Annotated in this window: 22 protein-coding genes; 21 read left to right on the top strand and 1 reads right to left on the bottom strand. The window is 50.8% G+C overall.

Annotation, left to right across the window (positions count from 1 at the left end; all coding sequences use genetic code 11):
* Positions 1-48: 48 nt before the first annotated feature.
* From RQP52_RS20015 to hisD, 20 genes are all read left to right on the top strand, one after another.
* Positions 49-1,203 carry an N-acetylglucosamine-6-phosphate deacetylase gene (locus RQP52_RS20015; protein WP_315953513.1) on the top strand — a complete coding sequence of 385 codons (1,155 nt, stop codon included), beginning with the start codon at positions 49-51 and terminating at the stop codon, positions 1,201-1,203.
* A gap of 19 nt (positions 1,204-1,222) precedes the next feature.
* Positions 1,223-2,323 (top strand): alanine racemase, encoded by a 1,101-nt coding sequence (locus tag RQP52_RS20010; RefSeq protein WP_315953512.1) that lies wholly within the window; start codon positions 1,223-1,225, stop codon positions 2,321-2,323.
* A 44-nt stretch (positions 2,324-2,367) separates the two neighbouring features.
* A complete protein-coding gene (locus RQP52_RS20005; RefSeq protein ID WP_315953511.1) occupies positions 2,368-2,772 on the top strand; it encodes a RidA family protein in 405 nt (134 codons plus the stop codon).
* A complete protein-coding gene (locus tag RQP52_RS20000; RefSeq protein ID WP_315953510.1) occupies positions 2,765-4,261 on the top strand; it encodes a M81 family metallopeptidase in 1,497 nt (498 codons plus the stop codon). The genes RQP52_RS20005 and RQP52_RS20000 overlap by 8 nt, the downstream gene beginning before the upstream one ends.
* A 23-nt stretch (positions 4,262-4,284) precedes the next feature.
* The gene (locus tag RQP52_RS19995; RefSeq protein ID WP_315953509.1) at positions 4,285-5,601 is read left to right on the top strand and encodes an aspartate aminotransferase family protein; all 1,317 of its coding nucleotides are present in this window, start codon (positions 4,285-4,287) and stop codon (positions 5,599-5,601) included.
* 13 nt (positions 5,602-5,614) lie between these two features.
* Positions 5,615-6,373 carry an SDR family NAD(P)-dependent oxidoreductase gene (locus RQP52_RS19990; protein ID WP_315953508.1) on the top strand — a complete coding sequence of 253 codons (759 nt, stop codon included), beginning with the start codon at positions 5,615-5,617 and terminating at the stop codon, positions 6,371-6,373.
* A 21-nt stretch (positions 6,374-6,394) separates the two neighbouring features.
* Positions 6,395-7,204, top strand: a complete 810-nt coding sequence (locus RQP52_RS19985) for an IclR family transcriptional regulator (RefSeq protein ID WP_315953507.1) — start codon at positions 6,395-6,397, stop codon at positions 7,202-7,204.
* A 14-nt stretch (positions 7,205-7,218) separates the two neighbouring features.
* Positions 7,219-8,160, top strand: coding sequence for a Gfo/Idh/MocA family oxidoreductase (locus RQP52_RS19980; protein ID WP_315953506.1), 942 nt, complete (start codon positions 7,219-7,221; stop codon positions 8,158-8,160).
* 37 nt (positions 8,161-8,197) lie between these two features.
* Positions 8,198-9,028 carry an HpcH/HpaI aldolase family protein gene (locus RQP52_RS19975; RefSeq protein WP_315953505.1) on the top strand — a complete coding sequence of 277 codons (831 nt, stop codon included), beginning with the start codon at positions 8,198-8,200 and terminating at the stop codon, positions 9,026-9,028.
* Positions 9,029-9,040: 12 nt separating this feature from the next.
* Positions 9,041-9,832 (top strand): SDR family oxidoreductase, encoded by a 792-nt coding sequence (locus tag RQP52_RS19970; RefSeq protein WP_315953504.1) that lies wholly within the window; start codon positions 9,041-9,043, stop codon positions 9,830-9,832.
* Between the two features lie 63 nt (positions 9,833-9,895).
* Entirely contained in the window at positions 9,896-10,684 is a 789-nt protein-coding gene (locus RQP52_RS19965; RefSeq protein ID WP_315953503.1) for an SDR family NAD(P)-dependent oxidoreductase, read from the top strand.
* Positions 10,685-10,786: 102 nt separating this feature from the next.
* Positions 10,787-13,030, top strand: a complete 2,244-nt coding sequence (locus tag RQP52_RS19960; RefSeq protein WP_315953502.1) for a helix-turn-helix domain-containing protein — start codon at positions 10,787-10,789, stop codon at positions 13,028-13,030.
* A gap of 222 nt (positions 13,031-13,252) precedes the next feature.
* A complete protein-coding gene (locus RQP52_RS19955; protein WP_315953501.1) occupies positions 13,253-14,095 on the top strand; it encodes a PIG-L deacetylase family protein in 843 nt (280 codons plus the stop codon).
* Between the two features lie 57 nt (positions 14,096-14,152).
* Entirely contained in the window at positions 14,153-15,592 is a 1,440-nt protein-coding gene (locus RQP52_RS19950; RefSeq protein ID WP_315953500.1) for an extracellular solute-binding protein, read from the top strand.
* 83 nt (positions 15,593-15,675) lie between these two features.
* Positions 15,676-16,563 carry a carbohydrate ABC transporter permease gene (locus RQP52_RS19945; protein ID WP_315953499.1) on the top strand — a complete coding sequence of 296 codons (888 nt, stop codon included), beginning with the start codon at positions 15,676-15,678 and terminating at the stop codon, positions 16,561-16,563.
* Between the two features lie 17 nt (positions 16,564-16,580).
* On the top strand, positions 16,581-17,411 hold the full coding sequence (locus RQP52_RS19940) for a carbohydrate ABC transporter permease (protein WP_315953498.1): 831 nt from the start codon (positions 16,581-16,583) through the stop codon (positions 17,409-17,411).
* Between the two features lie 32 nt (positions 17,412-17,443).
* Positions 17,444-18,460, top strand: coding sequence for a Gfo/Idh/MocA family protein (locus RQP52_RS19935; protein WP_315953497.1), 1,017 nt, complete (start codon positions 17,444-17,446; stop codon positions 18,458-18,460).
* 41 nt (positions 18,461-18,501) lie between these two features.
* A complete protein-coding gene (locus RQP52_RS19930; RefSeq protein WP_315953496.1) occupies positions 18,502-19,293 on the top strand; it encodes a phytanoyl-CoA dioxygenase family protein in 792 nt (263 codons plus the stop codon).
* 28 nt (positions 19,294-19,321) lie between these two features.
* Positions 19,322-20,281 carry an aldo/keto reductase gene (locus RQP52_RS19925; protein WP_315953495.1) on the top strand — a complete coding sequence of 320 codons (960 nt, stop codon included), beginning with the start codon at positions 19,322-19,324 and terminating at the stop codon, positions 20,279-20,281.
* 43 nt (positions 20,282-20,324) lie between these two features.
* Complete coding sequence (gene hisD / locus RQP52_RS19920; protein WP_379170727.1) at positions 20,325-21,599, top strand: histidinol dehydrogenase; 1,275 nt, start codon at positions 20,325-20,327, stop codon at positions 21,597-21,599.
* 451 nt (positions 21,600-22,050) lie between these two features.
* Here the strand turns inward: hisD and RQP52_RS19915 are convergent, their stop codons facing one another.
* On the bottom strand, positions 22,051-22,890 hold the full coding sequence (locus RQP52_RS19915) for an AraC family transcriptional regulator (protein WP_315953494.1): 840 nt from the start codon (positions 22,888-22,890) through the stop codon (positions 22,051-22,053).
* Positions 22,891-23,082: 192 nt separating this feature from the next.
* Between RQP52_RS19915 and RQP52_RS19910 the strand changes: the two genes are divergently transcribed.
* Positions 23,083-23,913 carry a phytanoyl-CoA dioxygenase family protein gene (locus tag RQP52_RS19910; RefSeq protein WP_315953493.1) on the top strand — a complete coding sequence of 277 codons (831 nt, stop codon included), beginning with the start codon at positions 23,083-23,085 and terminating at the stop codon, positions 23,911-23,913.
* The last annotated feature ends 71 nt before the right edge of the window (positions 23,914-23,984 follow it).

Raw genomic sequence — 23,984 nt, 5'->3', positions numbered from 1 at the left:
TACTCATCAGTGAAACTGTGGTTTCAATTTAAGATGAGGGGTGGCTGGATGTCGGCAAAAGGCAGTAGCGTGATTCAAAACGGCACCATTGTGACAGCAGACAGGTTGATCCCGAATGGACTTGTTCTTATTGAGAACGGGTGGATCGTCGGTGTAGGAGAAGAGGGCAGCATGGAAGTGCCGTTGGGGAGTGAGGTGCTGGATGCGAAAGGAGCGTATATCGCTCCCGGCTTTGTCGATATCCATTGCCATGGCGGAGGCGGGGTGTGGTCGTGGGAACAGCCCTATGAATTTGCTCTTAGCCACCTGAAGCATGGGACGACAGCGATTCTTCCTACTTTTACATACAACGAGAGTCGGGAGCAAGTGCGGGATGGACTGCAAACTATTCTGGCGACGATGGAGTCGAGTCAGCCTTTTGTGGAAGCAATCGTGGGCATACATATGGAGGGGCCGTATATTAATAAAAAATACGGAGCCATCACATCCCCGATCCGTCCGGTTGATCCGCAGGAATATGGTGAGATACTGAGGGTAGCCGGTGATCGGATCAAGATTTGGACGCTGGCGCCTGAACTCGATGGTCAGGATGCTTTTGTAACCGAAGCGGCCAAATACAATATTTCCTTGTCTGTCGGTCACTCCGAGGCGACTGCGGAGCAAATATTCCGTTTTGTCCCTCAGGGTCTGAGAATCGGTTGTCACTGCACAAATGCTTCGGGCGTAACCCCTTCACCATCCCGTTATGGGGGGACGCGTGAAGTTGGTGTCGATGAGGCTGTTCTTGTTCATGACGATATTTACGCCGAAGTGATTCCTGACAGCGAGGGTATTCACGTTCGCCCTTTGATGCTGAAGCTGATTCACAAAACAAAAGGAACGGATCGTGTCATCATTATTACGGATGCGATGCCGGATGCCGGCGTTGACACGGGAGATTCGTCCGATGTGAATTGGAATCATCTCGGTCATTTGGCCGGAAGCCGGCTGACGATGGACAAAGCCGTGCGCAATATGATGGTGCATGCGGGAATCGGCATGGTGGATGCTTTTCGGATGGCTTCCCTCAATCCGGCAAAGGTCATTCACATGGAGGATCAGATGGGGAGCATCGCAGCAGGCAAGCGGGCTAATCTTCTTCTAGTAGATGAGGAAATCCGTATTCAACAGGTTATTTTCCATGGCCAAACCGTAAATCTCTAGGGAAAAAGGCGGTGAAGGAATGCAATTCGAGGAGAACATGGATACACCGGCAATTGTGATTGATTTGGATCGGCTGGATGCCAATCTGAGACGTACTGCGGCATTAGCTTCCCATGCAGCCGTACGCTTGAGGCCGCATACAAAGACGCATAAGAGCATTTGGATCGCGCAGGAGCAGCTGCGGCACGGGGCTTCAGGCATAACCGTAGCCAAGCTAGGCGAAGCCGAGGTTATGGCGAGCGGTGGGGTAGACGATATCCTGATCGCCTATCCCATTGTTGGGCGCCTCAAGCTCGAACGACTCGGGCGACTGCTGCAGCAAGTCAAGGTATCAGTCAGTGTAGACAGCTATGAAGTAGCCAGAGGTTTGTCGGAGCTAGGGGAACAGCTGAAGCTGCGGGTTCCGCTTTATTTGGATGTCAACAGCGGCTTGAACCGCTGTGGGAAAGAGCCTGGGCAAGAGACGGCCGAGCTGGCGGCAGAAATAGCGAAGCTGCCTGGCATCCGGCTCGCCGCCTTAATGACGCATGCTGGTCAAGCGTACAGTAAGAGCCGTGCCGACGATTGTCTGGAAGTCGCCTTGGCCGAGGCGGAAGCGCTGCTGGAATCGCAGCGTGCACTGAGGAGGCTTGGCGTTGATGTGCCCGACATTAGTGTCGGTTCAACCCCGACGTCAAAGTTCATTGGCGCACTCGCAGGCAGCGGTGTCACCGAGATTCGTCCCGGCGCTTACGTATTCGGCGACGGCTCCCAGCTGTACACGGGGCTGATCGGCGAAGAGGAATGCGCCATGCGCATCTATGCGATGGTTGTCAGCACACCGAGACCCGGCACCGTGATCATCGATGCCGGCTCAAAGACGCTGTCGAATGACAGCAGCGCACATCGCAAAGGCTTCGGGATGATCACGGAATTCCCTGATATTTTCGTGGAGAGGCTCAGCGAGGAGCATGGTATTTTGTCCGTTCCGGAGGGGGCTCATTTACAAATTGGTGACGTGGTAGCCATCATCCCGAATCATTGCTGCGCTGTTACCAATTTGCATAATCAGCTGTTGGGCGTGCGGAATGGTCAGCTGGAGCGAATCATCACGGTAGATGCAAGAGGCAAAGTGAAATAGCATGAACGCACATTGAAATAGCCATATGAAGGAGAATGATACGTATGTCACAGCCTATTCATACGAACCTTGCGCCTGAATTTCCACTTCCATTTTCCCAAGCGCTCCGAGCCGGCGATTTTGTCTATGTGTCGGGTCAAGTCGGCGTGGATCCCGCTACCTGTGAAGTCGTAGGCGAAACAATTGAGGAACAAACCGTTCAATGCCTGCGCAATATTGAGACCATTCTGGAGGCGGCTGGTCTTTCGCTTGATCATATTGTGAAAATCAATGCCTTCCTTTCCAGACAGGAAGATTTTCCAGGTTACAACAGGGCTTATGAGAACGTCATGAAGAAGCCTTTCCCTACCAGAACCTCGATCGGATGCTCCATCGGCAGCTATTTAGTGGAGATTGACGCCATCGCTTACGCAGCTTCTCGTCGCGGAGAAAGCCGTGAAAATGAGTAATCGTCAACTGCGGATTGCGGTAGCCGGTATTTTGCATGAGACGAATACGTTCGCGCCGGGCATAACGGATCTGTCCCATTTTCGCGATCAGTGGACAGTTGGCTTGGAGGCATTTACCGCACGGTATGCGGGAACAAGGACCTCCATGGGCGGGGTCATCGCAGCGGCAGCGAGCCATGGCGTCGAATTAATTCCAGGCCTGTATGCAGCGGCAACGCCAAGCGGAATGGTGGAGGCAGCCGCAGGAGATGCGCTCATCAATGAACTTGTGGACAGTATCGACAGCAGAGCGGCAGGACTTGTTGTCATCCTGCACGGTGCCATGGTAGCTGAGCCATATCCGGATTATGAAGGCGAATGCCTTAAGCGTCTTCGAGCGAAACTGGGGCCGGAGTTTCCGATCGCCATGACGCTTGATTTGCACGGCAATATAAGTCAGGACATGGTACGCCATGCTGATCTGATCGTCGGGTACGATACCTACCCGCATGTGGATATGTACGAACGAGCTGTCGAGGCAGTTGATTTGCTGATTCGTAAAATCCGAGGGGATATTCGTCCAGTAAGGGCGTTGGCGCATACGGGAATGCTGGTTGTGCCGCAGGGCATGTTGACCGATAAGGGCAGCATGAAGCAGCTCATGGAGCTTGCGTTCAGCATGGAGCGCATCCCTGGCGTGCTAAACGTAACGGTGGCGGGAGGCTTCCCCTACAGCGATGTGCCGGATGCAGGCATGTCGTTTGTTGTGACGACAGACGGTGATCCAGACCTGGCGAATCGATGCGCTTCGGAACTTGCGCAAATGGCTATCGACCATAAAGCGTCGTTTAATGTTTCCTGTCTGACACCGCGTGAAGCAGTAGCTGAAGCTCTCGCCCAGCCGGAAGGACCCGTCATTATCGCGGAAGGTTCCGATAATGTTGGGGGAGGCGCTCCAGCTGATGCGACCCATGTATTAGCGGAGCTGGTAGACTCGCCGCAAAAAGCTTTGATTGTGATCCGCGACCAAGAAGCGGTGGAAGCTGCTGAGCAGGCCGGCATCGGAGGCACGTTCGAAGGCTGGGTCGGCGGGAAAAGCGATACGCTGCACGGCAAGCCGGTCCGGATTAAGGGGAAAGTCCGGCTGCTGTTTGACGGGCATTATCGGCATGTCGGGCCTTATATGACAGGGCAGCGCGCAGAAATGGGCTTAACGGCTGTCGTCGAATGCGGACAGCTGACGGTTATATTGACGGAAAAGCGGGTAGCCCCGTGGGACGTTGGTCATGTACGCTCCGTCGGTTTATGGCCGGCTGATTATCACATTATTGTAGCCAAGTCGGCGCTCGCTTGGCAGACGGCTTTCGGATCGTTCGCCAAGCATGTCATTAACGTGGATTCACCGGGGTGCTGCAACGCGAATCTGGCGCATTTTGACTATCATCGGGTCCTGCGCCCTGTTTATCCGTTTGATGAGACGCCGACCCCTAGGTTCGGAACGTATGAGTAAGCCATGAATAGGGAGGATTCACGATGAAGCAGGTTGAGAATTCGAGGCAAAAATATACGGAATCACAGGCTTACTTGGCTGGCGGAGTGGCAAGCTCCTTAAGAAGCGCGATGAAACCTACACCTTTGTTCGCAGTTGCAGGATCAGGTCCGAGAATTCAAGATGTGGACGGCAACGAGTTTATTGATTACTTGCTCGGCTATGGACCCTTGATTCTAGGCCATGCACACGAAGCAACTGCTTTACGTGTCTATGAAGCCATGCAGCGCGGGATTACCTTCGGACTTCAGCATGAGGGAGAGATCGCGTTAGCCCGCCGATTGACGGAGATTTTACCTTGCGCGGACAAGGTGGCGTTAAGCGGGTCAGGCACAGAAGCGGTCATGCTGGCGCTCCGTTTAGCTAGGGCGCACACAGGCAAACGCAAAATCGTCCGCTTTCACGGCCATTATCACGGGTGGTCAGATACGATTTTCACCTCGTTCCCAAGCTCGGATATGCGCAAGTCCGATACAGCAGCCGGCCTGGCGGAGGATAAGCCGATTGTCGCAGGCACCGGCGGGCAGAGCGAGTTGGCGCTGGAGGAAATTATTCTGCTGCCATGGAACGATGCTGCTCTGCTGGAAGCTGCGCTCCGCGAGCATAAGGATGACATTGCGGCGGTCATTTCCGAGCCCGTGATGTGCAATTCGGGCTGCGTGCTGCCGAAGCCGGGTTATCTGGAGCGCATGCAGGAGCTGACCAAAGAGCTCGGCATCGTGATGATCCTGGACGAAGTGATTACCGGTTTCCGGCTTGGCCTTAGCGGGGCGCATGGGCGGTTCGGGCTGAAACCGGATTTGGTCACGATCGGCAAAGCGTTGGGCGGAGGGATTGCCATTAGTGCCGTGGCCGGCAGGAAGGAAATCATGGCGCTCATTGAGAACGGGACGGTCAGCCATCTGGGGACGTTGAACGGGAATGGTGTTGCAACAGCTGCCGCTTTGGCGACCATTGCGGAACTGTCGCAGGAGGAGGGAGCGGTTTTTGCGAAAATGGAAGCAAACGCAAGCAAGCTGGTCGAAGGAATTCGCAGCTTACTCGCGAAACGTGCGATGCCAGGCGTCATCAACCACATTGGGCCAGTCTTCCATATGATGTTTACGCAGGAGCCGAAAGTAGACGATTTCGCTTCTTTCACGAAGCGGGATGCGACGAAGTATACCGAGTTTTCGGGTTATATGCTGGAGGAGGGTGTGCTGGTTCGATCGAACGGACTGTGGTACCTTTCTGCTGCACATGGGGTACAGGAAGTGGAAGAGACTTTAGCGGCTGTCGATCGAGCGCTGGCTCGCTTATAAGGGGGATAACCAGATGAGAATGACAGATCAGATCGCGCTTATCACCGGCGGCTCAACCGGCATCGGGAAGGCGACGGCTGTCCGTTTCGCCGCTGAAGGAGCCAAGGTGGCTATCACCGGCAGAGAGAAGGGGGCGCTTCAAGCAGCCGCTGCGGAAATTGCGGAACAAGGCGGGCAGGTTATTTGGATTGATGGCGATGTACAATTTAAAGCGGATGTTGACCGGATGGTAGATACGGTGCTAGGGCATTGGGGCACGATTGACGTATTGGTCAACAATGCCGGGATTTGCAGCCCGGCCTCCTTCCTGGAGATCGAGGAAGCGGAGTGGGACCGGCACATGGCGATCAATTTGAAAGGCACGTTTCTCGCCGGGCAAGCCGTTGCGACAGTGCTCGCCAAGCAGGCCAAAGGCGGCTCAATTATTAATATGTCCAGCGTGAACGGTCTCGCAGCAGAGAAGGATCAAGCGCACTATAATGCAACCAAGGGCGGCATCAACTTGCTCACCATGTCCATGGCCATTGAGCTTGCACCGCTTGGTATTCGCGTCAACGCGCTGTGCCCGGGCTTTATCGAGACAAGGCTCACGAAGCCGCTGATTGACAATCCGGCCGCTTTCGGGCCGTACTTGCAGACGATTCCGATGGGACGCGCCGGGGTACCAGAAGAGATTGCAGACGCTGCGTTGTTTATGGCGACGAACGATTCGCGTTATATGACAGGCCATTGCCTCGTGGTGGATGGCGGGCAGCTCATTAAGCTATCTTAACGAAGGAGAGCGAACCTACCTATGAGCATGGATGTAAGTCAGAAACAGGAACGCTACACCATCCAAACGATTGATAAAGCGTTGGATTTGTTGGAGCTGCTGGCTGAACACGGTTCCCTGAATTTGCTGGAGCTGACGGATCTGCTCGATCAACCCAAATCATCCACGTACCGAATCGTCTTGACGCTGGAGCAGCGGGCTTTCATCAGTAGAAGCGATGACAACGGCAAGTATTGCCTCGGCTACAAGCAATTGATGCTGACGCGAGGATTGTTGGAACGCAACACACTAAGAGCTTCAGCGATGCAAGAAATGAAGAAGCTCTCAGAGCGCTATGGAGACACGATTAACTTAGGCGTTCTAGTGGACGGTGAGGTGCTGTATGTGGACATCATTGAGAGCACACAGCCACTCCGCATGACGGATACCGTTGGTTCCAAATCCCCCTTTCATGCCACAGCAATGGGAAAAGCGATGAGCGCTTACTTGCCGGAGGACCAAGTCAGGGAGATGATTGCACGTCATGGATTGCCGGCGAAGACCAAACATACCCTTGTTTCACCTGAATCGATATTTGCTGAATTAAATCAGGTCAGGCAGCAAGGATTTTCATTGGATGATCAAGAAATTGTAGAGGGTGCGCGTTGTTTGGCTGCTCCCATTTTTAATATGTATGGGACCATCGAGGGTGCAGTTAGCCTATCCGGGGCGATGCACCGATTTGCTCCGGACGTTGTGCCCGAAATGGCGGAAAGCATCAAGACGGCTGCGCATCAGATCTCCCGAAAGCTGGGTTACCCCTATGCACCAACCGTTATGGACGATAAATGAGAGGAGAGCTCCTCATGCAACCCTTACGCATTGCGGTCCTCGGGATGGTGGATGGGAATGGTCATCCTTACTCCTGGAGTGCCATGTTCAATAACTATGATCAAGTCGTGATGGCAGATTGTCCTTATCCCGCTATTCCGGCTTATCTTGCAAAAGAACCGAAAGAAAAGCTGCAAATTCCAGGCGCGTCGGTGACGCACATCTGGACCGATGATCCCAAAGACGCGGAACACGTGGCAAAAGCCTCCCTCATTCCTCATATCGTTAGCAGGCCGGAGGATGTGATCGGGCATGTGGATGCTGTGATGATCACGACGGACAAGGGCTACGAGCATGTGGAACGCTGCCGGCCGTTCGTCGAAGCGGGCCTTCCCATTTTTGTCGACAAACCGCTGGTGGATAATGAGCCTGATCTTAGGCAATTCCAGCGCTGGGTACGGGATGGCGCCAGAATCATGTCATCCAGCTGCATGCGCTACTGCAAAGAATTCATGCCTTATCGCACTTCGATACATTCTTTAGGACAGCTTCGTTATACAAGCATCACGACTTGCAAAAGCTGGGAACGCTACGGCATCCACGCTTTGGAGTCCATTTACCCCATTCTAGGCCCCGGTTTTCTTTCTGCACAAAACGTAGGAACCAAGGAACGAAATATCGTGTTATTCAAGCATCGTACACATGGCGATGTTGCTGTGATTGCGATTGAAGATCTATATGGTTCGCATGGCCTTTTGCAGTTGTGCGGCACGAGTGCGAGCGCTACCGTCAGTTCCCAAGATACGTTTTATTCCTTTAAAACTCAGCTTGAAGCCTTTATCGGTTATTTACATACAGGAGAACGTCCTTTTCCATTCAGTGAAACAGAAGAATTAATGCGTATGGTTATTGCCGGTATTCGAAGCCGGGAAGAGGGCGGAAGAATAGTCCCTCTGGAAGAAATCGCTGCGGATTAAGTCCGCTTTTCGCATACACCTGAAGGAGGTCGAAAGGATGACAACACAATTTCATATGCGTCCGAGTCGCGTTTTACGCAAGCTTAGATCGGGGGAAACGGCGATTGCGCTGAAGTTAAATCTCGCTGACCCGCGAATTACGGAGATGGCTGCGAGGATTTCCGGTGTGGATTGCCTCTGGACGGACATGGAGCATGTCCCCAATGATTGGGCTGTGATCGAGCGGCAAATATGGGCGGCGAAAGCTTATGACGTGGATGTCCTTGTGCGCGTGGCGAGGGGCAGCTACAGCGATCTGATTCGCCCATTGGAAATGGATGCAGCGGGGATCATGATACCTCACGTGATGAGTCTGGCGGATGCCAAGCAAATTATCCATCAAACGAAGTTTCATCCGCTCGGCCGCCGTCCTCTCGATGGCGGAAATGCCGACGGCGCTTTCTGTAATTTAGACTTGGGCGATTACATTTCTCAGGCGAATGAGCAGCGCTTCAATGTGCTGCAGATTGAAGATCCGGAGCCGCTAGCCGAGCTCGAAGAGATGATTGCACTGCCTGGACTGGACATGATCTTCTTCGGTCCCGGGGATTTCAGCCAAGGCATTGGCGCCCCTGGCAAGTGGGACCACCCGCTGCTGCTGGAAACACGCCAATCGGTGGCGCGCCTCGCTCAGAAACACGGCAAGTTTGCAGGAACGGTAGGCAGTCCGAGCAATCTGTCGGAGTTGACGGCAATGGGCTACCGATTTGTCAGTGTGGGAGCGGATGTCGTTGGGTTCGGTCAATATTTGAGCGGGATTGCCTCCAGTATTAACCGCGTGTCCGGAACTGGCACGGATTCTGTCTACGGCTCGACGAAGAGCAGTTAAGGAGGCCGGGTTATGTATACAGAGCTATTCTCTTTACAGCAAAAAAGCATTGTGATCACGGGAGGGTCCGGTTATCTTGGATCGGCGCTCACGGAAGCGATGTTAGCCTTTGGCGCTGATGTTACGGTGGCGGATCTGACGTTCCGTACAAATGCTGCGCTGGAAGCTGCGATTCAGGAAGGCCGTCTGCGCAATATCGTCTGCGATGTTTCGGATACGGCTTCAATCCGCAATATGATGCAGATGCATTTCGCAGCCAGCGGCAGGTTGAACGTTCTGGTCAACTGTGCGACCTATGGAGCCGGTTATGGCAAAGGAGCAGAGCTGGAATTTATGACAGATGAAGTGTGGCAAAAAGGCGTGGACGGAGCGGCAGGAACAGCGTTCCGCTGTATTCGGGAAGCCATTCCGCACTTCAGAGAAAGCGGCGGCGGTTCAATCATCAACTTTGCCTCGATGTATGGCGTTGTTTCGCCTGATCCTTCCATATATGGCGACAGCGGTGCGAACAACCCGCCGAATTATGGCGTTGGCAAAGCGGGCGTCGTCCAACTGACCCGTTATTGCGCTGCTCATTTGGCGAAATACGGGATACGCTGCAACAGCGTATCTCCGGGACCTTTTCCAAACACCGTCATCGGTCAGAATGAAGATTTCATTGAGAAGCTGCAAGCTAAAACCATGCTAGGCAGGGTAGGGAAGCCTGAAGAAATGACGGGTGTCGTCATCATGCTGGCTTCCGATGCCTCCAGTTATATGACGGGCTCGAACCTGATGGTGGACGGCGGATGGACGGCTTGGTAACGATAGGAAGGCGATGCTTTCACAAGGGGCCGCAAGTGCCACAAGGGACAGGAGGAATTCGATTTGAATTCGCATGTGATGCAAAGTTTCTCGCTAACCGGCAAGACGGTGTTACTGACAGGAGGAGCCGGGCTGTACGGCACACAAATTGCAATCGCTTGTGCGCAGGCCGGAGGCAGCGTGTACGTAACGTCACGGGATGAATCACGTCTGGAAGCGATTGAGGAGAAGTTCAGACAAGAGGGTTGTACGGTGCATGCCATCCAATTCGACCAAGAAAATCTGTCCTCGATTGCTGCGATCCGTGATAAGCTGGAAGAGCGGGAAGGAAAGTGCGATGTCCTCATCAACAATGCGGTTGCCCGCACGATGTCGCACTACAACGATTCGCTCGAAAGCTTCGCCCGCAGCATGGCGGTTAACGCGACCGGGTTGTTTGAGATCACACGGGTGATCGGAGATTGGATGGCCGAGAAGGGGGCCGGTTCAATCATTAACATCGGCTCGATTCAAGGGATGGTTGGACCGGATCCCACCCTTTATGAGGGGCTTCCTTTGAATGGTTTGGTCCCGGACTATTTCTTTCACAAAGGCGGCATGGTCAACTTTACCCGATTCATCGCCAGCTATTATGGCGCGCGTCAGATCAGGTGCAACTGCATCTCGCCTGGAGGTTTCCAGACCGAGAAGAATCTCCCTGAATTCGTTCATCGCTACAACGACAGAACCATGTTAGGTCGCATGGCGAAGTCGGATGACATCTGGGGCCCGATCGTTTTCTTAGCCTCCGATGCTTCCCAGTACGTAACCGGCACGAACCTCCCGGTAGACGGGGGTTACACAGCGAAGTAAACATCCATACACAAACGGCATCGACGCATGGTGCCGTTTTCGCGTACCCGCGGTTATGTCAATTTTAGCCTAGAAAAATAGATATTATTGGGGGTGAAGGTTATGAGAAGCTCTGTTCATGGGTTCCGGGTTTTTCACGATCTGAAATTGGTAAAAAAGCTGTGGTTATCGTTCTCTCTAGTTACGCTCATCGCGCTCATCATCTTTGCTGTGTTGTCTTCGACATTTATCAAACGATTCATGACGGACAGGGAAGGCAATGCGATGCTGCAAAAAATAGAGTATTTCACCGGCAGCATGGATAGCTACATACAAAGTATTGAAAAGTCTTCCCAGCTCCTCGTCTACAATGAAAATATTCAAGAGCCGTTAAGCGCCAATGCGGCGAACTTGAATGGGATGAATCGCATACAGGCTTACAATTACATCTATGATCAATTAAGGCAGTTATCTGACAGGTTTTATGGGATTGAAGCGATTTATTTGGTGGATAAATACCAGAATGTTTACGACAGCGGTGTCGGGATGAACTTCACGCCGAGTTATTTGGTTAGCGATGAGTTCGTCAAACAAGGCTGGTACGACAAAATGGCCAACAATAACAGCAGCAATTCGTTATGGTCGTTCATTAAATGGCGCAATAAGCAAACATCTATTGTTATGTTCAAAACAATTTACGATAAAAATAATTTACAAATCCTCGGTTACCTCATCATTTCGATTTCTCCAACGATTCTTAACAATTATTTGGCCTCATCGAATCTGGACGAAGGTACGAACAGTATCGTCGACTCTAACGGTTTTATCTTCTCCGCCGGAAGTGGTGCAGAGAATCCTCCCATTGATATCGCCCGAATGACGGGTGCGAAAGGGCACTATACCGAAGAGAGCAATCACTATGTTGTTGCTTATTCCAAACATCCGTTGACAAACTGGACGTTTGTTCATACGATTCCAGAAAGCTTGCTGCTTAAGGATTTGAAGCAAATAAACAATTTATGGATCGCCTTCCTAGGTCTGTCCCTTGCGCTTATGGTGATTGTTTCCGTGTTCATTTCCAGGACGATTTCCATGCCGATGCGCAAAATGATTCGCATGCTCCGGCATGTTGAGCAGGGCAATTTGAATTTGAAATTCCAACCTTTATATAAAGATGAACTTGGCGACCTTGGCCGAGCGTTCAATCATATGATTGATAAAGTTCGCGAGGGCGAGCCGCTCATGCGGGAGAAGCTGGTCCGTTCGCTCATAGAAGGAAGCATGACGGAGACAGAGGCGCAGATGTTCGAAGAACGGCTCGGTTTCCGCCTTAGCAGCACTTCGTTTCGCGTTGTTCTCTTGCACGTACATGGCGGCAATGAGAAAGAAATGCTGGACCGGGCGGAATCGATCATCCATGAATTCGAGAATTGGCATGAGATGATCAGCATTTATTTGTCGAGCGAGCAGTACTGCTTGATTTTTAACGGCACCAATGAAGAAGTGTTTAATAAAATCAATGTGCTGATTGCCGTGTTGAAAGAAAGGCTTGGCCTGCACATGTATGCATTTGTCGGCAACCAATATGAGCATGTTAATTTGATCAAAACCTCGTTCGAGGAAGCCAAAACACTGCTGAATTATCTGGTTGGCGAAAGAATGGATGAACAGACCAATGTTTTCTTCGTCGGAGATTCCTGGAAGCTGCAGTACCCTGAAGCGTACGAAAACAAGCTCCTTTATTACATGGAGCAGCGTGATATCGATAACTGTGCCGCTGTGATGGAAGAGCTGATCGTCTATGCCAGAGCCAGCCATCTCGTGCCGCACGTACTGTATGCGTTAATGGCCTCGCTCTACAACCACTTGTATAAACTGCTTATTAAGTCAGGCCAATCGGCAGTGCTGAGTAAAAGCTGGTTCGGCGACGTGCAGGAAAAGCTGTTGTCACAGCCGCTGGAGAAAAACGGCAGGCAGTTCATCGCGCTGGTCAGAGAACATTTAAGCCCGAGTGTTCAGGAAGAGAAAAAGCCTAGCAGAAGTATTCTCAAATCTTTGCAAATCATTAATGAGCAATACAGCGATGTGGGACTGGGCATTGATTCGGTCGTCGAGCAGGTCGGCCTAAACGCCAACTACTTCAGCCAATTATTTAAAAAGGAAGTTGGTGTCGGGTTTACGGACTATGTTGGTCAAGTGCGCATGGAACACGCCAAACGTCTTTTGGAAGAACCGGCTAATAAAATCAAGGATATCGCGCTGCAGGTCGGATTTATGAATCCGCACTATTTCAGCATTTGGTTCAAAGACAACACCGGGTTGTCGCCTTCGCAGTATCGCAAGCAGCTTTTAGGGCAAATCGGGTGATCATACGACCGGCTACACACCTTTGTTATTTTAAGAAACAGGTCGAATTCCTTATATTCGCTTGTGAGACTAACGAAATCTAAGGTTATCTAATGAATTTCACCTACGCAATGTTAGGGGGCCTATGCTACCTTGTTGGTAGATCACACTATCGATGTTGACAGCGCTGTGCAGATGGATTCACAGAGGGGTTCAACAATCTGATCACACAAGGAGGGCTCTATGAAAGTGATGACCATTTATGCGCACCCCGCCGATACGATCACGAATTGCGGAGGTACGCTGGCGCTTCATGCGAAGCGTGGGGATGAAGTCGTTGCTCTGATTTTGACACATGGAGGACGGCTGCATCCTAACAAATATGCCGAGGAATGGCGTAAAGATAATCCCGACGAGAGCCTTCTGCATGCGGGCCTGGAAGAAATTGCGCTGAATAAAAGGCGTGAATTTGAGCGGGCTGCCCAAACAATCGGAATCTCCAAGCTCATTTTACTTGATTACGATGACAACTACTCGGTTGTGAATGAAGAAATCGTGGATCGGATTGCCGAAGAGGTGTCCAAGGAAAGGCCGGATATCGTCATTTGCGATTTTCCGATGAATACGGCCTTCCATAATCCGCATACGATTGCGACCCAGATGGCGTTTGCCGGCCTAAGCAAGGTTTCGCTTTTCTTGAAAAACCTGGACGGTCAGGCGGAATATCAAGTGAAACAAATCTTCTTAACCTCGCTGCCAGTTAGCCCTATTGATGGTCTTAGTTTGTACGGAATTCGCAATGATGTGTTTATCGATATCAGTTCTGTTGTAGGCGAGAAGATCAAAGCGATGGATGAATTCAAAAGCCAAGGCTACAGCGGTTTATTCGCCCGCAAGCTGCTCGAATCTTACAACGGCGAGTATGGACGGGCGGCCGGCGTCAATTTCGCAGAAGGCTTTTACCGCGTCTATAACGAAACGCATTCGCATTTGCCATTAACGGAAGCTGCGCAAAAAAGTGATTTGTTAATGAGGCATCTCTCTTATTCAACCATGAGTATTCGTGAGATGTTTCCCCTGACTTGACTTCGTTATCCGCATATCAATTCAATTCGCTTTACATAGGAGAAGGGGGCCGACGGAATGATCCGTAAAATGAATAGTTATTCATTTAAATCATGGTTTGTAGCAGCAGGTGTATCGCTTCTCATGGCGACAACCGTAGGGTGCAGTACAGATGGGGGTTCCAGCAAACCGTCGCCGACAACGGCTCCCGCAGGCAGCGCGAGTCCTGCAGCAGCAGCGTCGCAAGCCCCGAAGGAAGATCCGAAGATTGAACTGACGGTCTGGGCAGCGCCGAACGGTACCTACAAGCCGGGGCAGAAGGCCGGCGACTGGTTCAAGGAGGATTTGCTCCCGGAATGGAACAAAGTCCACCCGAACGTCAAGGTCAACATCGAGCTGATCCCTTTCGACGGCATTAATGAGAAGGTCACGACAGCGATTGCTTCCAAGTCGGCGCCCAACGTCTTCCTGGACTATCCGGGACGTACTTTGGCCTATGGGCAGATGGGGGCGTTAGCTTCCCTGGAGAATATTATTCCTGCAGATGATCTGGCTCAAGTGAAGAAGAGTGCGGATATGATGAAAATGGTTTCGGTAGGCGGCACCGTCGTGACGATGCCCTACTACTCGACTCAGCTCGGATTGATCCTTGATAAATCCTTGTGGAAAGAGGCAGGCGCTGAGAATCTGCTTCCGCAAGACGAGTTCAGGACGTGGACGCCGGACCAATTCAAAGCGGCATTGAAAGCCGTGGCGAACAAAGAGAAGGGCGTATACGGACTGACGCTGTTCGCTCTGAACGAACAAGGTGATCAGATTTATAACAACATTATCTCCGGCTACGGGGTCAAATTGTTTAATGCGGATTACACGAAATATACGGCAGGGGAAAGCCCGGAATCGGAAAAAGCATTAACGTTCTTCAAATCGTTGGTTGATGAAGGCCTTGTCACACCGCATCCGGAAACGTTGACCTCTACGAACGCATTGGACTATTGGAAGCAGCGGAAAAACGGGATGGTCGTTGCATCGGCAGCCCACTCGGATATTATCAAAAACGGTTTGAAAGACGGAAGCGTCAGCGGACCGCATGAGTACATGTACGTGAATTTCCCTTCGACAACCCCAGGGCAAGCGGCGTTAAAGTCGGAAGTAGGATTCGGAGTCGTGTTCAAAAATGCGGATGCCGTCAAAGAAGAATGGGCAAAAAAATTCCTCTATTGGACGATGAAGGATAATACCATCTTCCAAACGGCCATGAAATCCTTCAACCCGCTCGGCAAAGCGCCTGCATGGACCGAAAGCGACCCTGAGCTTCAATTTCTTGCCAAGCTGGCAACGAAAACAAAGGAATGGCCGGTGATTGATCCAGGTTGGGGAATCAAAGGTTATCCGGAGATGAGAGCCGCGATGTTCCCTGAAATTCAAAAGCTGTTTATCGGCATGTCTACGCCTAAGCAAACGATTGATACCATTTCGAAGAAATTTAACGATACCATCGCCAAATACAATAAGTAAAAGATGCGGCAGGTTGGCTGTAATCATGTAGTCACCTGCCGTCATTTCCTTATCCTCTTAGCGGTAAAAGGAAGGAGCAGCCAATGAAACCGAGTACATTCAGCAGCATCCGTTTGCGCAGAGAAATCAGCGGTTGGCTATTCGTCCTGCCTATGTTGTTGTTTTTTCTGCTGTTTGTTGTGTATCCCATTCTCAAAGCTATCAAAAGCAGCTTTTACGGCTTTGATTATACCAAGTACTATTGGACGGGGCTTGATAATTACCGCACGATTTTCACAGATCCTCTCTTCTGGAAGTCCATTCTTAATACGTTGGAATTTGTCTTGTATCTGGTTCCATCTATCACCGTGATTGCCCTAATGATAGCGGTTACTTTGCATGCCTATCCGAAGAAAATGCAATCGTTTTTTAAGGCCGCCTTCTATATTCCAGGTGTTACCTCGATTGTCTCCCTGACTTTGGTCTGGCAGTACATCTACAATGGACAGTTTGGCCTTGGCAATTATATCCTCGGCCAAGTCGGCCTGCAGCCGGTGAATTGGCTGGGAGTCCATTCGGCGACGCTGGCGTTATCTTTAATTGTGCTTACGATCTCTGTGGGGTCAGCGGTGGTTGTCTTTTCTGCTGCGCTCGGCGGAATTCCCAAGGATTATTATGAATCTGCTGCACTGGATGGTGCAAAGCCGGGGAAAATGTTTCTTCAGATTACACTTCCAATGCTAAAGCCGACCTTGCTATATGTCGTGGTAACGGGAACAATCGGTGCTTTCCAGGTATTTGCGATTATTTTGATCATGACAGGCGGAGGGCCGGCGTACCGGACAACGACGATTATGATGCTAATTTATCAACAGGCGTTCGTGAACATGAACTTTGGTATTGCAAATGCGATGGGGATTGTTCTGTGCGTCCTTATCAGCCTGATTGCCTATGTACAGTTCAAATTTCTTAAATCGGATATTGAATACTAAGGAAGAGGGAGACGAAGATGCCGAATAAAAAATCACCGCTATGGGGAGGCCATATTTTCCTCTGGGCACTCACTTTGTTCTTCCTCTGGCCCTTTTATTGGATGGTCAGCGGCTCCTTCAAGAATCTGAAGGTTGCCCTGCAAATCCCGCCGGAATGGCTACCGGTTCATCCTACTTTTCAAAATTATGCGTCGTTATTCAAGAACAGCCCGGTGTTCACCTGGTTCTATAACAGCATGTTCATCTCGCTAATCGCCACTTTGCTTGTGATTGCGGTTAGCTCCTTATCTGCTTTCGCGTTAGCCAAAATTCCATTTACAGGCTCGAAATGGTTGTTCACGGTGATGATCGCTGCCATGACGATTCCGCACACGGTGTTATTCATCCCGCTATTTCAGCTGTTAAATGATTTTAGTCTCATTAATACCCGGTGGGGAGTTTTATTGCCGGTTGTTGGCTGGCCGTACGGCGTGTTCCTGTTGAAGCAGTTCATGGCTTCACTGCCGACGGAATTGACAGAAGCAGCAAAAATCGACGGCTCCGGCGAATGGCAGACGTTCTGGCATATCATCCTGCCGCTTGCCAAACCTGGCATTGGCGTGCTTGCTATCTTTACGTTCGTGAATACGTGGAACGACTATGTGTGGCAAGTCATCGTGCTGAACGGGGAGAAAATGTTTACCTTGCCGGTAGGGATTAAAGTTGCCCAGAAAATATCGGAGCTCGAGACGAATTATGGCATTGCAATGGCCGGGGCGATGTTCGCTACGCTTCCTGTGCTGATCATTTTTCTCTATTTCCAAAAGTACTTTACGGAAGGCATTACCTTAGGCGCTTTAAAGGGTTGATGGTGGGATGAGACAGAAAGAGGGGATTCCCGGTGTTTCAGGCAGCAGTAATCGGACTTGGCAAGATTGGATTAACCTTTGACATCCCTTTTCAAGGAAGAGCGCACAGCCATTCTATGGCGTATCTTTTGCATCCGGAGATTGAGCTGGCAGCTGCTGTCGGTAGAAGGCAGTCACAGGCAGAACAACTGGCTAAGGTTGCTCCGGAGACGAAGTTTTATTTGGATTCGGAATTGTCTGCCATGCTGAGTCAGCAACATTTGGATCTCATCAGCATTTGCACACCGCCTTCCGTTCGATATGAACTGCTGCAAACCGTTCTGGAACAATCCAGCAGCAGGCTCATCTTTCTTGAAAAGCCCGTTGCGAATACTAGGGAGGAAGCGGAGCGGATTATATCCTTGTGCAAGCGGCATAGCGATCGGACGGTCGTTGTCAACTTATCCAGAAGATGGAGCGAAGGAGCGAAGCAGGTCCGAGAAGCAGTCGGCAAAGGGACATACGGGAAGGTGAAAAAGATCCATTTGCGATACAGCCGTGGCATTACTAATACAGGTTCGCATTTGTTCGATATGGTTCGGTATTTGGCCGGGGCGATTGAGCATGTGCAAGTGGTTGAGCGGGTTGCGACCAATTTGGATGCTGTGGAGGATTGGACCTATTCCTTCTTTTTTACGGCAGATGGAGGCTCGATTACAGGGTATGCAGAGGCGTTCGATGACCGGCTTTATAACCTTTTTGACATTGTGCTGTATTTGGAAAAAGGGGTGATCGAGATGGTCAAAGGCGGAGATGAAATCCGCTACTCTGCGACTGAACCGCATCCCGTGCAACCGGGAATCAAGCAGTTGGTGTATGAACGTACGGAGACGGGCATGCTCAGCAAATCTAGCAATATGCAAAATGCGGTTGACCACCTTGTTCATATATTACAAACAGGAGTAGAGCCGATATGCTCACTGGCAGATGGCATGGATCCGCTTTATGTAGCAGAGGCGCTGAACCAATCCTATGCCGGCGGCAAATCGGTGAGAGTGCGTTGTCGTTGACAGCGGTCGTTCATTTTTTCTAGCAGAAGGGAGTGCTTCGGATGGGACTGAATCAATTAACCCCCGAGCAGCAGCAGTTCTATGAAGATCACGGGTATTTATTAGGGCTTCCCGTCGTTTTTTCAAGCGAAGAAGTGAAGGAACTGCAAAAGGGTTATGAGCAGCTAACGGCTTTATTGCAGGGGGACGAAAATCCGTCGGACATCATGGGGTGGCATAAGACGAGCCGGTGGCTGTATGACATTTGTGCCCATCCGCAGATTATCCATTATGTGGAAGGCGTGCTGGGCAGCGACTTTTATTTGGCAGCGAGCGAGTTTATTACAAAATCGCCGCATTCGGACAAAGTGGTGCCATGGCATCAGGATTCCTATTATTGGTCTACGGCGCTAAACAATACCGTCACTGTGTGGCTGGCTTTCACAGATGTAGATGAGGCTAATGGCGCTATGAAAGTGATCCCGGGGACGCATACAGCAGGCGTGATTCAGCATAAAATTGCCGGCGATGACGCGATTTTGTCCTTCGAACTCGATCAGGGGACCTTCAGCGAAAAGGACGCGGTCTCGATGATCATTCCCGCAGGCGGTATTTCCATGCATGTCGATACGCTCATCCACGGTTCCGGTCCTAACACCTCTGATCGCTGGCGCATCGGCTTTGTTATCCGCTATTCCAAGACGATGGTGCAATGGGATCCGCAGACGTATCCTGATTTTGAAATGTATATGATGAGAGGAAAAGACGAATACGGGTACCATCCGCAGGGGGACTTGCCTGTGGAAGCTTTTGGGCGCCCTCCTTATACGAAACGGATTCGTAAACGAGAATAATAGGAAACATCGCCTAGAAGAAAGCGAGATGAGTCTTATTCGAACCGACAATGAACAGTGGACGGCAGCAATCTCTCCGCTGACGCTGGGAACCGTCCAATTGGGCATGCCCTATGGCATTGCGAACCGGCTGGGGCAGCCGGATGAGGAAATGGCTGGGCGCATTTTGAATGCTGCCATGAACGGAGGCATTACCTGCCTCGATACAGCAAGCGCATACGGGAGTGCGGAGCAGGTGCTCGGCCGTTATTTTCAACAGCAAACGCGTGCAGCCACGATTATTACGAAATTCACTTTACAAGTAAATCGTGAAACGACACTGTCTGACTTGGAAGCGCATATCGAAGACAGTGTGAACCGTTCCATGGAGCGGCTTCAGGTGGATTGTCTGCCGGCTGTGTTGCTTCATCGGCCCAATGTGCTGGGCCAATTTGGCAACCAAGTGACCGAGCTGCTGTGTAAACAGGTCAAGCGGGGGAATATCGGCACTATAGGCGCTTCGCTGCTTTCCTTTGATGCGCAGGAATTCGCGGAGAATTGGCGGGAACTCCAGCGTGATTGCTACGAACTTGTCCAGGTGCCCATCAATGTCATGGATCGCCGAATGTTTGCGAACGGGACCTTCGATCAGCTCATTCGCTCGAATAAAAAGCTGTTTGCAAGAAGCATTTATTTACAAGGTTTGTTCTTCATGAAGCCGGAGGCGCTGCAAGATCGGCTGAAGCCGGCAGAGCCATGGCTTACTCTTTTGCAGGACTTCGCTGAGCAGGAAGGCATGTCTGTGGCTGAATTTGCTTTTTCCTACATTCACCACATGCCTGGCATTGTGAGCATCGTCTTCGGAGCTGAAACGCCGGAGCAGGTTGACGCAAATATTGCACTTCTGAGTACGCCCGCTATCCGGGAAAAGACGCTGCATGAGCTGGCGCAAGCATTTGCACAAGTACCTGAATATGTGATCACGCCTAACCTGTGGGAAGGCAAGTGACCGCATGACATTCAATTGAATTCGAAACATGGAGGAGAGCGGCGTGGGTATCTATTTAAAAAAAGGGGATGTCGGCCAGACATCTTATATCGCTAGTGAAGAGGCTGTCTACCGTACCGTGAAAGAAGTTATTCAAGACATTGCGGCCCGTCAAGACGAAGCGGTTCGAACCATATCGGAAAAATTCGATCATTGGTCGCCTGAGCATTTCCGATTGAGTGAGGAGCAAATTGGGGACATCATCGCCCGCGTACCGGAGCAAGTGCAAGCGGATATTCGATTCGCGCAGCAGCAAATTCGCAATTTTGCCGAAAAACAATTAGCAACGATGCAGGACCTGGAAGTCGAAACGTTGCCCGGCGTTATTCTTGGTCATAAACATATTCCTGTTGCCAGCGTGGGTTGTTATGTTCCTGGCGGACGTTATCCAATGGTTGCTTCTGCACATATGAGTATCCTCACGGCTAAAGTTGCCGGAGTCAAACGGGTCATTGCCTGCACGCCGCCGATTAAAGGGGAAATACCGGCAGCAACGATTTGCGCGATGGCGTTCGCCGGAGCCGACGAAATCTATGTCCTTGGCGGGATTCAGGCAATGGCAGCAATGGCCCTTGGGACAGAAACGATTCGTCCCGTCGATATGCTTGTAGGGCCTGGGAATGCCTACGTGGCTGAAGCCAAACGTCAGTTGTTCGGGAAAGTCGGCATCGACCTGATTGCCGGTCCGACGGAAGTTCTTGTCATCGCCGACCATACGGCGGATGCGGAAATGGTCGCCGTGGATTTGCTTGGTCAGGCGGAACATGGTCCTACGTCGCCGGCTGCCTTGATCACGACTTCCGAATCACTAGCCAGGGAGACACTGCTTGAGATCGAAAGGCAGCTCCAAGTACTCCCTACCGCAGACATCGCAGGTGTCGCATGGCGGGATTACGGTACCGTGCTGGTCGTTGACAGCATTGAAGAAGCGCTCATCGAAGCCGATAAGCTCGCTTACGAGCATGTAGAAGTATTGACGGAACAGCCGGACTACTTCTTGGCGAACATGACAAACTTCGGAGCTTTATTTCTAGGTCCAGAAACGAACGTGGCTTATGGGGATAAAGCCATTGGCACGAATCATACGTTACCGACCAAAGGGGCTGCAAGATATACGGGCGGGCTTTGGGTGGGCAAATTTTTGAAAACATGCACGTATCAACGCTGTACGAAGGACGCCAGCAAATTGGTTGGCGAATATGTCTCCAGGCTGTGTGACATTGAGAATTTCATGGGCCATAAGGAACAGGCTGATCTGCGTGTGCGCCGTTACGGATGAAACCCTCCTGAGGAACACGCAAGCGTCGAGTCTTATTATTGTTTACGTCGATTATTGTGAGGAGCTCTCACTCAAGTAGATGTTTCTACTGGGAGGGCTTTTTTTTGTTTTATCAGCTGGAAGGGAACTACAGTCCGCTATCGCCTAGAAAAAACACATTTTCCACGTGGAAGGGGAACTACGGTCTGCTATTTTGACCATTTGACCTGAAAAAGGCGCCATGGAGAACAAATAAGGGCCTGTAGTTCCACTCCGAAAGTAAATTGCTCTTTTTTCTTCAAATAGAGGACTCTAGTTCCCTTGGAGTGAGCAGCTAGGTGGGTTCCTACTAATTAAGTCTCCGCAGTAGGAGGCTTCGATGTTTTCTTACCGTGAATGAGACTGACTACTTGTCAAATACGCCGATTCTGCTGCTAGCAGGAACAGTGACGGACGAGAGCATGGAACACAGTCATTCATCAACATCAATATCCTGCCTAATCCTAGAATCCCCATAATTACTTTTCGCAGGCCGTCCCTTGTAGCGAAAACTGGACGGAGGCGCGCCATTGTGAGACTTGAACATTTTGCTGAAATGGTAGACGTCGGTGAAACCAAGCGCGCTTGAAACCTCCGTAATATTCATCGAGGTCTCGGACAGGAGAAATCGTGCCCGTTCCATGCGGACTCGCGTAATGTACTCCCTCAAGGAAAAACCGGTGTATTTCATGAACAGTTGACTCAAATAGCGCGGAGAAACAGTGACGTTTTGAGCGAGGCTCGCTACGGTGATGGCCTTCTCGCCAATTTGATCGCGGAGCTCATCCATCACTTTGTGGATGAGTTGTTTATGCATATGGGAGACCGGCGACGGGGCACTGCTTTTTTGTTGGCGCAGCATATGCAGCAGAACAAGACGCACGAGCAGGTCAAATTCTTCTTGCTGCTGCTCTTCTTCCCGAAGCTGCAGTTCAACAATGCGCTGCAGGCATGTTTCCGGTACAATCGTGTCCTCTAATCGTACATGTCTTTCGGGAAGCTCAACTTCCAGACCCGGTTGGATGATAAAATGGATGAAAATGACGGTTAGCCGATGTTCGAGTTCCTGAGTGGCCTTCACTTGATCGCCGGGCCGGATTAAGAAGCAGGAGCCTTTAGCGATCGGGTAGTTGACTCCGTTGATTGTCATTTGCCCTCTTCCTTCTATGGCATACCATAGGTCGTAATCGGGCATGGGGGTTAAACGAGACCATTCCCAACCTGGCTCACAACGAGATTTTCCCACGGAGCCATTGTAAATGAAAGTGATCATCGCAAACTCTCCTTCAAGTGACGTTTGGTTTCCATTTAATCATAAGTGCAGGCTGTTAGCAACGAATTTATGAATGTCTGATACATGCAGATTTGTACAAAAAAGTCGCTCCTCGGTCCATTTTCATGTAGGAAGAAAAACGTTATTGTTAGGGTAATGGATGTAGATTTATCACTCTTGAGGAGGGATTCCGTGAGTACAAATGTACAAAATTCAGAAGACATTAACCAACGCATGTACCGATTTGACAATGTGCATCAGCCATTAGCTTCGATTCATGATTTTACGGACGAGCAAGTCAAACAGTATAAAAAAGCTGGATTCATTGCCATAGAGCAAATATTAACGGACCAAGAAGTCGGGCAGTCGATTGCTGCTGTTATGGATCATATTCATAACCGTGATACGAAGGTTAAGCTGCAATTCACCAAACCGCAGAGTGAACTAAAAACCGATGAAGAACGAGAGTATGCGGTGAGAAAACTTTTCAACTTTGTGGAGTTTGATGAATCGCTGCGATCGATCGCCTATCATCCGGCTATTCTATCCGTGGTGGAACGCCTGCTGGGCGAAGAAGCTAATCTTGTGCAGGACCAGGCCTTGCTCAAGCCACCCTTCGGGGGAGCGGAAAAGCCATGGCACCAAGATATGGCCTACAACAACTTAACATGGAAAAAGCCGGTGGTTGGCGTTTGGATCGCACTCGATGAGGCGGGACTCGACAACGGCTGCATGCACGTCATCCCACGCTCCCATATGGATGGAGCCACGCCGCATTACGCGGTTCGAGATTGGCAAATCTGCGATGCGAACGTGCCGGTAGAGAAGGACGTGGCAGTTCCACTCAAGCCGGGCGGAATTCTGTTCTTTCATGGCCTGTTGTATCACGGCACGCCGAATAATCATTCATCCAAACGCCGTCGGTCGCTGCAGTTTCACTATGCCCCTAAATCGGCAGAGAAGATGTCAGCAGGGGAATACAAACGGATTTTTACAAATGAAATGACTTCAGCAGAATGTTAATTGACTCACAAACATCGGATCAACTTCCGGTGTTTTTTTGCGTCTCCTCATCGTGTTCCAAACAGGATTCG

The sequence above is a fragment of the Paenibacillus violae genome, assembly GCF_032461945.1.
Classification (GTDB): domain Bacteria; phylum Bacillota; class Bacilli; order Paenibacillales; family NBRC-103111; genus Paenibacillus_E; species Paenibacillus_E violae.
Note: the sequence above shows the minus strand (reverse complement) of the source record. Positions and strands in the feature narration are given on the sequence as shown.